Origin of the sequence: Methylobacterium sp. J-088 (assembly GCF_022829295.1) — a bacterium.
Lineage (GTDB): Bacteria > Pseudomonadota > Alphaproteobacteria > Rhizobiales > Beijerinckiaceae > Methylobacterium.
This window is the reverse complement of the sequence record NZ_JAKSYH010000136.1, coordinates 130,409-144,106: the sequence shown is the minus strand read 5'-3', so window position 1 is coordinate 144,106 and position 13,698 is coordinate 130,409. Positions and strand designations below refer to the sequence as shown.

The 13,698-nt window shown below is 69.3% G+C and carries 16 protein-coding genes; 5 read left to right on the top strand and 11 right to left on the bottom strand.

Annotation, left to right across the window (positions count from 1 at the left end; genetic code table 11):
* Positions 1-23 precede the first annotated feature (23 nt).
* Positions 24-497, bottom strand: coding sequence for a nucleoside deaminase (locus tag MKK63_RS14750; protein ID WP_244002920.1), 474 nt, complete (start codon positions 495-497; stop codon positions 24-26).
* 141 nt (positions 498-638) lie between these two features.
* On the opposite strand from MKK63_RS14750, the gene MKK63_RS14745 reads away from it, so the two are divergent.
* From MKK63_RS14745 to rsmD, 4 genes are all read left to right on the top strand, one after another.
* Positions 639-830: a CsbD family protein gene (locus MKK63_RS14745; RefSeq protein WP_243921169.1), complete on the top strand. Its 192-nt coding sequence runs from the start codon at positions 639-641 to the stop codon at positions 828-830.
* A 78-nt stretch (positions 831-908) separates the two neighbouring features.
* Complete coding sequence (locus MKK63_RS14740) at positions 909-1,085, top strand: DUF1328 domain-containing protein (RefSeq protein WP_244002918.1); 177 nt, start codon at positions 909-911, stop codon at positions 1,083-1,085.
* Between the two features lie 158 nt (positions 1,086-1,243).
* A complete protein-coding gene (locus MKK63_RS14735; protein WP_244002916.1) occupies positions 1,244-3,184 on the top strand; it encodes a pseudouridine synthase in 1,941 nt (646 codons plus the stop codon).
* Complete coding sequence (gene rsmD / locus MKK63_RS14730; RefSeq protein WP_244002914.1) at positions 3,181-3,738, top strand: 16S rRNA (guanine(966)-N(2))-methyltransferase RsmD; 558 nt, start codon at positions 3,181-3,183, stop codon at positions 3,736-3,738. The genes MKK63_RS14735 and rsmD overlap by 4 nt, the downstream gene beginning before the upstream one ends.
* A gap of 4 nt (positions 3,739-3,742) precedes the next feature.
* Here rsmD and MKK63_RS14725 read toward each other — a convergent pair whose 3' ends face one another.
* From MKK63_RS14725 to MKK63_RS14710, 4 genes are all read right to left on the bottom strand, one after another.
* The gene (locus MKK63_RS14725; protein ID WP_279574677.1) at positions 3,743-4,081 is read right to left on the bottom strand and encodes a cupin domain-containing protein; all 339 of its coding nucleotides are present in this window, start codon (positions 4,079-4,081) and stop codon (positions 3,743-3,745) included.
* 79 nt (positions 4,082-4,160) lie between these two features.
* The gene (locus MKK63_RS14720) at positions 4,161-4,604 is read right to left on the bottom strand and encodes a helix-turn-helix domain-containing protein (protein ID WP_244002910.1); all 444 of its coding nucleotides are present in this window, start codon (positions 4,602-4,604) and stop codon (positions 4,161-4,163) included.
* A 371-nt stretch (positions 4,605-4,975) separates the two neighbouring features.
* Positions 4,976-5,926, bottom strand: coding sequence for an alpha/beta fold hydrolase (locus tag MKK63_RS14715; protein WP_244002908.1), 951 nt, complete (start codon positions 5,924-5,926; stop codon positions 4,976-4,978).
* Positions 5,923-6,468 carry a phasin family protein gene (locus tag MKK63_RS14710; protein ID WP_244002906.1) on the bottom strand — a complete coding sequence of 182 codons (546 nt, stop codon included), beginning with the start codon at positions 6,466-6,468 and terminating at the stop codon, positions 5,923-5,925. The genes MKK63_RS14715 and MKK63_RS14710 overlap by 4 nt, the downstream gene beginning before the upstream one ends.
* A 200-nt stretch (positions 6,469-6,668) precedes the next feature.
* Between MKK63_RS14710 and MKK63_RS14705 the strand changes: the two genes are divergently transcribed.
* Positions 6,669-8,321 carry an AMP-binding protein gene (locus MKK63_RS14705; RefSeq protein ID WP_244002903.1) on the top strand — a complete coding sequence of 551 codons (1,653 nt, stop codon included), beginning with the start codon at positions 6,669-6,671 and terminating at the stop codon, positions 8,319-8,321.
* Between the two features lie 34 nt (positions 8,322-8,355).
* Here the strand turns inward: MKK63_RS14705 and MKK63_RS14700 are convergent, their stop codons facing one another.
* The 6 genes from MKK63_RS14700 to MKK63_RS14675 form a co-directional block, all read right to left on the bottom strand.
* On the bottom strand, positions 8,356-8,685 hold the full coding sequence (locus tag MKK63_RS14700; RefSeq protein ID WP_244002901.1) for a DUF6285 domain-containing protein: 330 nt from the start codon (positions 8,683-8,685) through the stop codon (positions 8,356-8,358).
* Positions 8,682-9,692, bottom strand: a complete 1,011-nt coding sequence (locus MKK63_RS14695; protein ID WP_244002899.1) for a phosphotransferase family protein — start codon at positions 9,690-9,692, stop codon at positions 8,682-8,684. Before MKK63_RS14695 ends, MKK63_RS14700 begins: the two co-directional genes overlap by 4 nt.
* Positions 9,693-9,695: 3 nt before the next feature.
* On the bottom strand, positions 9,696-10,460 hold the full coding sequence (locus MKK63_RS14690; protein WP_244002897.1) for an SDR family NAD(P)-dependent oxidoreductase: 765 nt from the start codon (positions 10,458-10,460) through the stop codon (positions 9,696-9,698).
* Between the two features lies 1 nt (position 10,461).
* A complete protein-coding gene (locus MKK63_RS14685; protein WP_244002895.1) occupies positions 10,462-11,640 on the bottom strand; it encodes an acetyl-CoA C-acyltransferase family protein in 1,179 nt (392 codons plus the stop codon).
* A gap of 16 nt (positions 11,641-11,656) precedes the next feature.
* On the bottom strand, positions 11,657-12,862 hold the full coding sequence (locus MKK63_RS14680) for an acyl-CoA dehydrogenase family protein (protein ID WP_244002893.1): 1,206 nt from the start codon (positions 12,860-12,862) through the stop codon (positions 11,657-11,659).
* A gap of 131 nt (positions 12,863-12,993) precedes the next feature.
* On the bottom strand, positions 12,994-13,494 hold the full coding sequence (locus tag MKK63_RS14675; protein WP_244002891.1) for a helix-turn-helix domain-containing protein: 501 nt from the start codon (positions 13,492-13,494) through the stop codon (positions 12,994-12,996).
* Positions 13,495-13,698 lie beyond the last annotated feature (204 nt).

Genomic DNA, 13,698 nt, shown 5'->3' with positions numbered 1-13,698 from the left:
GCCTTGGGCGGTTATTTCGCCGATCATACCCGTTTCGACACGAAGAAGTCCCGCAGGAGCATTCCGGCCTCGCGCTCGCGAAAACCACTATAGACTTCCGGCGCGTGGTGGCAGGTCGGCTGGTTGAAGACACGCGGGCCGTGCTCGACGCCGCCGCCCTTGGGGTCCGACGCCCCGTAGTAGAGCCGCCGGATCCGCGCGAACGAGATCGCACCAGCGCACATCGGGCATGGTTCCAGGGTCACGTAGAGGTCGCAGCCAATCAGCCGCTCATCGCCGATCGCCGCGCAGGCCGCCCGGATCGCCAGGATCTCCGCATGGGCGGTGGGATCCCGCAGGGCGCGGGGGCGATTGTGGGCGACGGCGAGCACGGTCCCGTCCCGGACAACGACGGCGCCCACCGGCACTTCCCCGTCCGCCGCAGCCTGCCGGGCCGCCGCGAAAGCCTGATCGAACGCCGTGGCGATGCCCCCAGGGACCGTCGTGTCAGCCGTCATGACACCGCCCCGCCGCGCCCCGAACGAATGCGCCGGATGTCTTGATCCAGAGCAATGTTAAGCCTTGGAACATTCGCCCGACCCTGGCCGTTCTTAGCGTCTCGTGCGGCGCCGCCGCCGGCCTTTGTGAAGGACACTCCCATGAGCAGCACCACGGACAAGATCAAGGGCGCCGCCAACGAGGCTCTCGGCAAGGCCAAGCAGGGCATCGGCGACGTCACCGGAAGCGACAAGCTGAAGGCCGAGGGTGCGGCTCAGGAGCTGAAGGGCAAGACCCAGAGCACGGTCGGCGACGCCAAGGACACCGTGAAGTCGGCGACCGACAAGCTCTGATCGTCATGCGCTGATCGGAACGGCACCCGCCGCGGGCGGGTTCCCACTCTGGATCGGCCTGAACAACGCGAGGATGCCATGATCGGTTGGGCTGTCACGTTTCTCGTCGTCGCGCTCGTTGCGGCTTTGCTCGGTTTCGGCGGGATCGCCGGCACGGCCATAGAGGCCGCAAAGATCGTGTTCTTCGTCGCGATCGCCCTGTTTCTGATCTCCGCCGTATTCGGCGTGATGCGCGGTCGTTCACCCCGACTTTGATCCGCGATCGTCCAGCGGCGTACGCCGCTTTCGCGCCCGGCATCCATCACCATACGGAAAGGGCGTTCCTTCGGGGACGCCCTTTCGCGTTGGCCATCCGGCCAAGCGGTTTGAAAGACTGTCTCGCCTGCCGGTACGGGCTCTGGTAAGGCCCGGGCATGAGCGACTTGCCGAACGACGACACAGCCGGGGGTTCCGACCGCCCGGACCCCGAGCGCGCACGAGCCGAGGCTTGGAGCGCGACAACGGATGCCAATCGCGACGCCGATCCGGCTGGCGTGGTCCCGAAGCCGAGTCCGGCGAAGCCACGCGCTGATAAGTCCGTCCCTGCACCGGCGGCCGAAGAACCATCCGCCGAAGAGCCAGCCGCCCCTGAGGCTGCCGAGCAGACTCCCCCCGGGGAGCGCATCGCGAAGGCCATGGCGCGCGCCGGGATCGCGTCCCGGCGCGAGGCCGAGACGATCATCCTGGCGGGTCGGGTCAGCGTCAACGGCGAGACGCTGACCTCGCCGGCGCGCAACGTCACCGACGACGATACGATCTTGATCGACGGCGAGCCCATGCCGTTGCGCGAACGCAGCCGCCTGTGGATCTTCCACAAGCCGCGCGGCGTCGTGACCACGGCCCGCGATCCCGAAGGGCGGCAGACGGTCTTCGAAATCCTGCCCGAGGAGCTGCCCCGGGTCGTCTCGATTGGACGCCTGGACATCAACACCGAGGGGTTGCTGCTCCTCACCAACGATGGCGGCCTCGCCAAGGTCATCGCCCATCCCGAGACCGGCTGGCTCCGCCGCTACCGCGTCCGCGCCCATGGCGAGATCGATCAGGCGCAGCTCGACCGGCTCTCGAAAGGCGTCACCATCGACGAGATGGAATACGGCCCCGTCGAGGCCACGCTGGACCGGGTCCAGGGCGACAACGTGTGGCTGACGCTGGGTTTGCGGGAAGGCAAGAACCGCGAGGTCAAGCGTATCCTCGAGTATCTCGGTCTGTCGGTGAACCGATTGATTCGCCTGTCGTTCGGGCCGTTCCAGCTCGGTGATCTCGAGGTCGGCCTCGTGGAAGAGATCCGGACCCGCGTGCTGAAGGACCAACTGGGCAAGTCGTTGGCCGAACAGGCGGGCGTGGATTTCGACAGTCCGGTGCGGGAACCGATCACGCCGTTCGGTGAGTCGAAGGCCGCCGATCGCGGCGCGAAATCGGCACAGGGGCAGGGAGGCGGCGACGGCGCGCCCCGGCGCAATGCCGCCCGTCCTGCGCCCGCACCGCGCGTCGCGACGGGCGGATCCGGATCGGCTCCGCGCAAGGCCGCGTGGCGGGACGAGGACGAGTCCAAGCCGCGGGGCACGCGCATCCCCCGCCGCGGCGCCGATCCGCGCGCCTCACAGGCCGCCGCGGCCGAGCGCGGGCGCGAGAGGGTCGGCTCGATCCGGACGGGGGACCGCCGGGTCGTGGTGGAGCGTCTCGCAGCCAGCCCGGCCGAGGCCGAGCAGCCGGCAAAGGCTCGCCGTCGCTATGCCGATGACGGTCCGCCCGGTGCGCAGCGCGGGGCGGGCGCGCGCGCGCCCAGCCGGAGTGGCGGCTTCGGGCAGGAACGCGGGTCCGCCGCACCGCGCGGCGAACGGAATGGGGCATCGCGGGGCGCTGACGCACAGGGCGAACGGCCGCGCCGGCCGCCCGCGCGCGGTGCCGAGTCGGGTTGGGGCGAGGGACGGTCGGATGCGCGTCCGCCAAACAAGGCGGGCGGGCGGCAGGACCGGCCCTTCGACCGGGATGCGGCTCCGGGTGCGCCGCGCGGGAAAGCCGGCTTCGGGAGCCAGGACCGCAGGCCGGGTGGCGGCAAGCCTGCCTTCGGCGATGGAAAGCCAGCCTTTGGTGGTGGAAAGCCAGCCTTCGGCGGCGCGAAAGCCGGCGGTGCCCGGCCGGGCGGCAAGGCCGGCGGCTTTTCGGGCAAGGGCTTTGGTGGCGGCGGTGGCGGCGCCGGAGGAGGCGGTGGCCGACCCGGTGGACGTCCTGGCGGGCGGCCGGGTGGCCGCCCCGGCGGCGCACCGGGCGGGGGCAAGCCCGGAGGCGGGCGCCCACCCCGCGGCACGCGATGAGGATCGTCGGCGGCGCCTGGCGCGGCCGACGTCTCGCAGCTCCGAGCACCGAGGCCATCCGGCCGACCTCGGATCGCCTGCGGGAGGCGCTCTTCAATGTCCTGACGCATGCCTACGACGAGGCTGTCACGGGTGCCCGGGTGCTCGATCTGTTCGCCGGAACCGGCGCGCTCGCCTTCGAGGCGTTGTCACGCGGCGCGGCCTACGCGCTCCTCGTCGATGACGGGACGGAGGCGCGTGGCGTGATCCGATCGAACATCGAGGCCCTCAACGCCGAGGGCGTGACGCGTCTCTTCCGACGCGACGCGACCAAGCTCGGCCCCGCCGGGACAGCAGGACTGTTCTCGCTCGTCTTCTGCGACCCGCCCTATGGCCGCGATCTCGCGCCCCGGGCCCTGGTGAGCGCGGCGACCGGCAGCTGGCTGGCGCCAGGCGCACTCGTGGTGGTGGAGGAAGCCGAGACCGTGCGGCTCGCCTGGCCGGACGGATTCACCGAGCACGAGCGGCGCGTCTACGGCGACACGGCGGTCACGCTCGCGCAGTACGAACCCTGACGCCTTAAACTGTGAGCTGGGGGCCGAAATGGATCGCCAGCCACACGGTCGGCGAATCCGTCCGATCGATCCGATGGCGCCGGCGCGGCGCGATCAGTACCGCATCGCCAGCATCAAGCCGCCTGGATGCGGCCTCGTCGGCAAGCCGCAGGTCGGCCGAACCGGCCAGCACGACAACCCATTCGGCGTGGGGCTGATCGTAGTGAAAGCCAGGCGGATTCGCCTGCCCGGTCGATACGATGCGCTCCACCCGCAATCCAGGGGCCGTCAGCAGCACGGACACGTCTTCGTCCGTCCCGCTGGACGGCAGGTCGGCGAGCAGATGGACGATGTCTGCCGGCAGCACGCGAGATCGCCCCGTTGCGGTTCCTGCCTCGGGCATTGCCCGTTGCAGTCGCGCCGTCAACAGATGGCGACCGGTTTCAGGCGCTCGGCAGCGCGTCGCAAACCGCCACCTGCTCCGCCGCGGGAGCCGTGCGGCCCTGGCCGATACGCGCAGCCGACTTCACGAGGCTGAGAACATCGCGGCGCATCTGATCGTCGGCGATCTGGTTGTAGGCGCGGAGAAGTTCGACGGCCCCGCTGACACGCAGCAGCGACGGTCCATTCCCAGTTGCGCTCTCTGGCTCAGGCTCGAAGAAGCTCGAAACCGGGACGCCGAGCCGCTCGGCGATCGCTTGTAGACGGCCCGCCCCGACGCGATTCTTGCCGGTCTCGTACTTCTGGACCTGCTGGAAGCTCACCCCAAGGGCGCTGGCCAGCGCCGATTGGCTCAGGCCGTTCGCCGCACGCAGGAACGCGATGCGGCTGCCGACACCATGATCGATCGCCGTTGTCTGCTTCGGCTTGGGGCTGGGCTTGGGCATCTTGGGTGTCCGAACGTCGTCTCTAGTTGGCGGGTGTGCGCAACCGCAACCCGAGCCGCCGACTACAACTCAGTGCTGCGTGATCGCAGACCACAGATTCTAGCCTGCGCGCAGTAGATGCCATAGCCAAGTCCGGTGTGCAACGAAAGGTCACGCTCGCGACATCTAAGATACCAAAAATGATCGCCCGACCTCAGCGCCGACCGCGCGCGATCCTGCAGACATGAGCAGTTCGACTTATTGAACACCGATGAAACTACGTGGAACCTGCGTATGAAATATTTGCGCGGATGCGGGATACGGGCGCTCTTAATCGGCACGTGTAGAACAGCGACTATCGAATCGCGCGACTCGGCGGCATCCGCGGCAACTTAGCTGCGCGGCCTCTCCCCGCGCGGCGGTGGCCCCAGCCAGCGTATTACAATCGAGAGTTGTTGGTCGTCCAGGAGCGCGGGGGCATGGCCGCAATCCGGTATCTCGACGCGCTCCGTCAGCGGTCCGCGCCGCGTCATCTCGTCAGCCGTGGAGGCGAGGAGTAGTTCCGAGTGCTCGCCGCGCAGCAGCAGGACCGGGCACCGGATCGCGTCCCAGTCGCGCCACATGCTGACGCTGTAGACACGCCCCGGCCGGAAGGCGTCGCCGATGCCGGGGTCGTAATGCGGTCGCCAGCCGCCGTTCGGTTCTGGGAAGAAGCTGTGCTTGGCGATGTGCCGCCATTGCTCGTCGGTCAGCGGCCCGAATGCCGCGAGCACGGTGCGCAAGCGCGACTCCCCCGAAGCGAGGTTGTGGTGCAGGCGCGGCGCATCGCGCAGGCGTGAGCCGATATGGCGGATCGGTGCCCAGGGCAGGAATGGGCCGATGTCGTTGATCACCATCCGGCGGATCGGCGTGTTGGCCGCGGCGGCCAGGACCATGCCGGTCAGCCCACCCAGCGACGTGCCGACCCAATCGATCTTACCCGGGATCCGCAGATGCGCGATGAGCGACGCCATGTCGGCGGCGTATTGCGGCAGGCCGTAGAGTTCCGGGTCCTTGAGCCATCCGCTCAGGCCGCGCCCCGGGAGGTCCGGGCAGATCACGCGGTAGCCCATCTTGGCCAGGAGATAGCCCAGCGGATCGAAATCCCGGCCCTGGCGGCTCAGGCCGTGCACGCAGACGACCACGTGCGGAGAGTCCGGATCGCCCCACTCGACGTAGGCGATGCGGTGGAAGTCGTGCGGCGCGTAGGCGAGGAAGTCGCCGGTCCGGAACGGGACGTCGGCGCGGCAGAGATCGTCGAGCCGCGGCATCGAGGCCGTCAGGGCGGCCATGTCGACGGTCACGGCGTTTCGGTGCGCACGGCCGCCTCGCGGGCGAGCCGGCTCGTGGTCTGATGCAGATCGACTATCTGGTCGGTGAGCCGGCGCGCCTGTTCCTGCAGGAAGGTGACGTTGAGGGAAGCGACCTCCCGGGCATCGGCGGCCTGTGCGATGCGCTCGGCGAAATCCAGGTTGGCGCAGATGTTCGTGTCCGAGGCGACCAAGACACGGTGCCCGATCTCGCGCATCGCCGCCAGCGTATGGGCGGCGTTGTCCTCGAACGCATTGTAGAGCCGCGCCCCCGCGGCCTCCCATTGCTCGCGCATCCTGCGGGCTCCGGCCACGTTGCTCTCGCTCAACTGGTGGGCGGTCTCGCGGCTGGACCCCATCACGGAGCGCCAGCCCTGGAAGGTTTCGGACATCGACGTCTCGAAGGCGTTGAGCGCCATCTCGCCGGCTTCGGCAAAGCGCTCATAGGCCTCGCGCGCCCGCGCCACGCTGCCCTCGGCCATAGCCCGTCCCGCCTGAACGGGCACCATCGGCAGGTTGTCGTTCCCCACGGTCACCGTCCCTCCGCCGGCCCGGATCGGCCGAGTCCAGAATATGGGCATCCGCCACGGCCGACGCGCCGTCAACCATGCGTCGTGACAGAAGCCGGCTGCGGCACCGGCCCAGTGCGGATCAGCGATTGACAGCAGGAACCGGCGGGAAATCATCCCATCGCGGAGCGAACGCCACGCCCGCCGCCCGGTCAGAAGGCAAAATCATGACGGAGATCGATCCGCACCCTGCGCCGTCCGGCGGTTCCGGCCGCCATCCGTTCGAGATCGATCTCGACCGGAATCCGGCCAATCACGTGCCGCTGACGCCGGTGAGCCTCCTGGCGCGCGCAGCCTCGGCCGCCGGGGCCCGGATCGCGGTGATCGATGGCGACCGGCACCTCACCTACAGCGATCTCTATACACGCTGCCGCCGCCTCGCCTCCGGTCTCGCGGCCCATGGCGTCGCGCGCCTCGACACCGTGGCGATCCTGGCCCCGAACGTCCCGGAGATGATCGAGGCCCATTTCGCCGTCCCGATGCTCGGTGCCGTCCTCAATCCGTTGAACACGCGCCTCGACCCCGCGACCATCGCGTTCTCCCTGGCGCATGGCGGCGCCCGCGCGCTGATCGTCGAAGCCGAATTTGCAGCCCTGGCCGGGCGCGCCCTTGCGGAACTTGGGCGGCCCGTGCTGGTGGTGACGATCGGCAAGGCCGATATCGTCGGCGCCCTTCCCTACGAAGCGCTGCTCGATGAAGGCGATCCGGATTACGCCTGGGCGGGCCCCGCCGACGAGTGGCAGTCGCTCTGCCTGCTCTACACCTCCGGTACGACCGGGGATCCGAAGGGCGCGGTCTACAGCCATCGCGGCGCTTATCTTCAGGCGCTCGGCAACGCCGTCACCTTCGGGCTCACCGCCGAGAGTGTGTATCTCTGGACGCTGCCGATGTTCCATTGCAGCGGCTGGTCTTACCCCTGGGCGAGCGTCGCCGCCTGCGCGACCCAGATCTGCCTGCGCAAGGTCGAGCCGGCGGCGATCTTCCAGCTGATCGCGGCGCATGGCGTCACGCATCTCTGCGGCGCGCCGATCGTGCTCTCCATGATCGCCCATGCGCCAGCCTCGGAGCGCATCGCCTTCCCGCAGCGGGTACGGTGCGCGGTGGGCGGTGCGGCCCCGTCCTCGACGATCATCCGCACCATGGAGGAACTGGGCTTCCAGGTGCTGCACCTGTATGGCGCGACCGAAAGCTACGGCCCCGCCACCGTCTGCCTCGCGCAGCCCGACTGGGCGGACCTGACCGATGCCGAACGCTACGGCCGCATGGCGCGGCAGGGCGTGCCACTCGCGACCCTCGATGCCGCCGCGGTGGTGGATCCCGCGACCGACCGGCTGGTGCCGCAAGACGGTACGACCGTCGGCGAGATCCGGCTCCGCGGAAACACCGTGATGAAGGGCTATCTCGGCAATGCCGCTGCCACCGCGCAGGCGCTGGCCGGAGGCTGGTACCGGACCGGCGACCTTGCGGTCTGGCATCCGGACGGGTCGGTCGAGATCAAGGACCGAGCCAAGGACATCATCATCTCGGGCGGCGAGAACATTTCCAGCCTTGAAATAGAGGAGGTGCTGATGCGCCATCCCGCGGTGATGCTGGCCGCCGTGGTGGCGCGGCCCGATCCGACCTGGGGCGAGAGCCCTTGCGCGTTCCTGGAGGTGAAGCCCGGCGCGGAGCCGCCATCGGATCAGGAGCTGATTGCTTTCTGCCGGGAGCGGATGGCGCGCTTCAAGGTGCCGAAGACCGTGCTGTTCGGCCCGCTGCCGAAGACCTCCACGGGGAAGATCCAGAAGTTCGTGCTACGGGACCGCGCGCGTGAATTGTAGGAACCCGCGAAAGAGCCGCCCCTCCAGGTGAGGCTCACCCGCCCGACGCGCCGGGCTTCCAGACCTGCGCTGACACCGCCGCAACTGCCTCAAGAGCCGCATGCAGGTCCGGATCGGCATCGCGCGCGCCAGCCCGGATCGCGGCGACCAGCGTCTCGACCGGCTCGCCGGCCAGGAGATCCGCGCCGGTCGCCGACAGGCGGTCGGCCTCGGCAATCTCGCGGGACGCGATGCCGATCGCGTTGGCCACCATCAGGGCGACGTAACGGGGGCGGCCGGTGAGGCCGGGCACCACCTCCTCGGTCAGGGCCCGACGCGCGGCGTCCAGGAGGGCAGCGCCGGAGGGATCATCCCGCATGCTCATTGCCACGCCGCCGGGGCCGTCGCCCGCAGGATCGCCCGTTCGAGCTCGGGCACCATCCGGCCGGTCAGGGCCAGTTCGAGGGAGAACTCGCGGCCGGAGACGTGGCGGGCGCCCTGCTCCAGGGCGATCACCGCCCAGCGCAGATGCGCCAGCACCTCCCAATAGGCCACGCTCGCGGGGTCGATCGCCCGTCCGCCCGCCTCCGCGTAACCCCGATAGAACGCTGCGCGCGAGCCGATGCCGCCGGCCTCCAATTCGGGTCGGCCAAAGCGCCAGCAGCCGGCGCAGAACCAGCCGAGATCCTGTGCCGGATCGCCCCAACCGGCAAATTCCCAATCCAGCACGGCCGTGAGACCGTCGGCGTCGACCATGTAGTTGCCGGTTCGGAAATCCCGATGCACGAGGGTCGGCGCCGGGCATGGGGGCGCGCGAAGCTCGCCCCAGCGCAGACCCCACTCGATCGCCGGGCGGCGGGCACCGATCCCGTCGAGGCTGGCGCGCAGCCGGGCGATCTCGGCCCGCGCCGGGTCCGGGTCCGGCGCACCCAGAAAGGCCAGCGATGCGGGCAGCGCCCCGGGATCGACGGCTGCGTGGATCCGCGCGAGTTCACGGCCCAGGGCTTCCGTCAGATGCTCACGGTCGCCACCGAGGGTCAGGTCCTTGGCGATACGCGGCCCGAGCCCGACGCCCTCGACGAGCCCCATCAGCGCGAACGGCCCACCGATCACCGCCGGGTCGTCGCAGAAGCCGACAGGCTCGGGCACGCGCACGCCGGCAGCCCAAACCGTCTCCAGAACACGGAACTCCTCGGCGCGGGATCGGCTCGACGCGATCGTGGCGGGCGCATCCATGCGCAGCACGAAGGCCCGCGTCTCCCCGGAGAGTTGGCAGCGGACGAGGCGATTCTCCTGGATCGAACCGCCGCCGAGCGGCCGTGTCTCCTCGATGACGAGATCCGGGCATCCGAGATGCCCGGCGATCCAGGCGCGCAGTCGCTCCTGATCCATCCGCTACAGGCCCGAGACGAGATGGCCGCCGTCGACCGCGAGGACGCTGCCGGTCATGTAGGCGCCGGCCGCGGAGGCCAGCAGCAGGAGCGGCCCATCGAGCTCGGCCGGTTCGCCGAGCCGGCGCTGCGGCACGCGCTTGATCAGCGCCTTTCCGGGCTCGGAGTCGAAGAAGGCATCGTTGAGTTCGGTCTTGATGTAGCCGGGCGCCAGGGCGTTGACCCGGATCCCATAGCGCGCCCATTCGAGGGCGAGGCTCTTGGTGAGCTGGACGACACCGGCTTTCGAGGCGGCATAGGGCGCGAGGCCGCCGGTCACGCGCAGGCCCAAGATCGACGCGATATTGACGATGCTGCCGCCGCCGTGCCGGACCATGCGCTTTCCCGTGGCTTGAGCCACCAGCCAGACGCCCTTCAGGTTCGTGTCGAGCACCGCGTCCCACTCCGCCTCGTCGAGGTCGAGGGCGGGCTTGGTCGCAGTGACGCCGGCATTGTTGATCAGCACCCGGATCGGCCCGAACCGATCCTCGGCCTCGTCCAGCGCCTGCTCGACGCTGGCGCGATCGGTCACGTCCATGACGACGGCATGGGCGTCCCCGCCCGCCGCCGTCACGGCGGCGACCGTGTCCGCAAGGGCATCGGCCCGGCGCGCGCACAGCGTCAGCCGCGCTCCGGCGCCGGCCAACGTCCCGGCGAAGTGACGGCCGAGCCCGCTGGAGGCCCCGGTCACCAGCACGTGCTGGCCGGTCAGGTCCAACAGATCCGCCATGTCAGTGCAGCCGCTCGAAGGCCACCGCGATGCCCTGCCCGCCGCCGATGCACATGGTCGCCAGCCCGTAGCGTCCGCCGGTGCGCGCCAGCTCGTAGAGGGTCTTCACGGCGATGATCGCACCGGAGGCGCCGATCGGGTGGCCGAGCGCAATGGCGCCGCCATTCGGATTCACCCGGGCGGGGTCGAGGTCGAGGGCCCGGGAGACCGCGCAGGCCTGGGCCGCAAAGGCCTCGTTCGATTCGATCACGTCGAAATCTGCGGGCCGCAGACCTGTCCGGTCGAGCAGCCGGCGCACTGCGGGGACCGGCCCCATGCCCATCTCGGACGGATCGACGCCCGCATGGGCGTAGCCGACGATCCGGGCCAGGGGCCTCGCGCCCGAGCGCTCGGCCTCCGCCGCACTCGACAGGACGAGGGCGGCTGCGCCGTCGTTCAGACCCGAGGCATTGCCGGCGGTGACGCTGCCGGTCTTGGAGAATGCGGGGCGCAGCTTGGCGAGGTCCGCGACGCTGGTCGGTTTGGGATGCTCGTCCGTGTCGAACGCCACCGTCTCGCGCTTGCGCTGGACCGCGACGGGCAGGATCTGATCGCGGAACCGCCCCTCTTCGATCGCCCGGGCGGCGCGGGCCTGACTCTCGGCCGCGAAGGCATCCTGCTGGTCACGGGCGATGCCGTAGCGTTCGGCGATGTTCTCCGCGGTCACGCCCATATGGCCGGCGCCGAAGGGGTCGGTCAGCACGCCGATCATGTAGTCGACCAGGGTCGCATCGCCCATGCGCTGGCCGGTGCGGCCGCTCGTCAGGATGTGCGGCGAACGGCTCATACTCTCGGCGCCGCCCGCCACCGCGATCTCGGCATCGCCGAGCAGGATCGATTGCGCCGCCGACACGATCGCCTGCAGGCCGCTGCCACAGAGCCGGTTGACGGTGAGCGCCGGCACCTCCTGCGGGACACCGCCTTCGAGGGCGGCGACACGGGCGATGTAGGCATCCCGCGGCTCGGTCGGGATCACGTGGCCGAACACCACGTGGCCGACCCGCTCGGGCGCCGTGCCGGACCGCTTGAGCGCCTCCGCCACGCACAGCGCCCCAAGCGCGGAAGGCGGCGTGCCCGCAAGCGCGCCGCCGAAGGTGCCGATCGCGGTCCGCACCGCGCCTGTGATCACGACCTCGGTCATCGTCATACGCTCTACCTCACGCGCCCACCGGCCACGACCAGAAGGCATCGCCCTCGGCTTCGAGGTTGCGGTTGAGCACCATTTTGTGGACCTCGTCGGCTCCGTCCACCAGCCGCGCCTGCCGAGCGTAGCGGTAAATCCATTCGAGCGGCGTGTCGGTGGAATAGCCCCGGGCGCCGTTGATCTGGATCGCGACGTCGGCGGCCGCGTGGATCAGATTGGCCACGTGCACCTTGGCCATCGAGACTTCCTTGCGGGCGAAGCTCCCCTGGTCGAGCGCCCAGGCGGCCTTCATCACCAGCAGGCGGCCGATCTCGATCCGCATGGCGAGATCGCCCAGCATGAGCTGGATGCTCTCCCGATCGGCCAGACGGATGCCGAAGCCGTGGCGCTCGCCCGCGTAGGCCCGGGCGATCTCGACGCAGCGCTTCGACAGGCCGAGCCAGCGCATGCAATGGGTCAGGCGCGCGGGGCCAAGGCGGATCTGCGTCAGCTTCAGGCCGTCGCCCTCGTTCATCAGGACGTTCTCGGCCGGGATCTCGAGCCCGTCGAACAGGAGCTCGCAATGGCCGCCATGCTCCTCCGGCCCCATGATCGGGATGCGCCGCAGGATCTCCCAGCCGGGCTGGTCCCTATGGAACAGGAACGCGGTCAGCCCTTTTCGCGCGTCGTCCGAGGTACGGGCCATCAGGATGAAGTGGGCGGCCTCCTCGGCACCGGTGATGTACCATTTGCGACCGGTGACCACGTAGGTGTCGCCGCGCCGCTCGGCTCGGGTCTGGATCATGCCGGGATCGGAGCCACCGCCGGGATGGGGCTCGGTCATGGCGAAGGCAGACCGCACGTCGCCCGCCACGATCGGTGCGAGCCAGCGCGCTTTCTGCTCCGGGGTGGCGACCTTCTCCAGCACCATCATGTTGCCGTCGTCCGGCGCCGCCGAATTGAACACGACCGGACCGAAGATCGAGCGGTTCATCGCCTCGTAGCAGACCGCCATGCCGACCTTGTCGAGGCCGGCGCCCCCGATCTCCGGCTTCAGCTGGAGGCACCACAGCCCCTGCTCCCGCGCCAGACCGCGCAGCCGGGCGAGTTCGGGCAGCGCGATGTTGCCGTGGCCGTCATAGGCGGACGGCTCGGATTCGAGCGGCACGATATGGGAATCCACGAAGGCCGCGATCCGCGCGCGGTATTCCTCGACGCGGGGCGAGATGGTGAAATCCATGGGTCGCGGCCTCTTGCGAATGCCTGTGCTGAGCGCGGGACGTCAGTTTGATAACACTGACCAGCATTATTGCTGGGGTCATCGTCGCGAAAGCGGCGCGATGAAACATTATCGTGCCCGTCTTCGGCGGTTCATGAAGCCCCAAGCGGCTTCTCAAGAACTCGGCTTACCTGATCGGGCAGATGATCGATCACGCGCAGATACCCTGACGCCGCGGGATCCGGTTTACGTCGGCCGGTTTCCCAATTTCGAATCGCCGCAACATCAAGCCCATAGCGCCAGGCGAACTGCTCCTGTGTAAGGCCCAGGCGCTCCCGAACGGCGCGGACATCAACAGCGTCCCGGGTCACGCTTGCTGCCGCGCATCCTGCCTCGGCGAGGTCAACGGCGAGTTGGCCGGGATCTTCGACCGTGGGGAGTTCCACGACAGCCCGGCCCTTCGCAAGCATCTCCTCCAAGACCCGCTTGGCCTTAAGAAGGCTCAGGCCCCGGGCGGCGAGGACCAGCGCCGCAGTGACGACCTGGACCGGCTCATGACGTGAGGCTGTTGTCAGGGAGATCACTGCGGGCGAACCGGAGCTGACCCGGGATACGTCCTGGACGGGATCCAGACGTTCGAATCGCTCCTTCAAGGACGAGTTTATCAAAGCCGGTCTCCTCGGTTGCCCAGCGCGCCAAGCGCCTCAGATTTGCAGGTCCGCAAGCCTGAGCGCCACCCTCCGCGTGCATGTGAACGCCGAACTTTCTCAACGTCCGTCCCACATCCTTGACGGCAACCTCGGCCATCAGGTGCAGCAATCCGACCGGGGTGGTGACCGTCACCGTGATGACGTCGC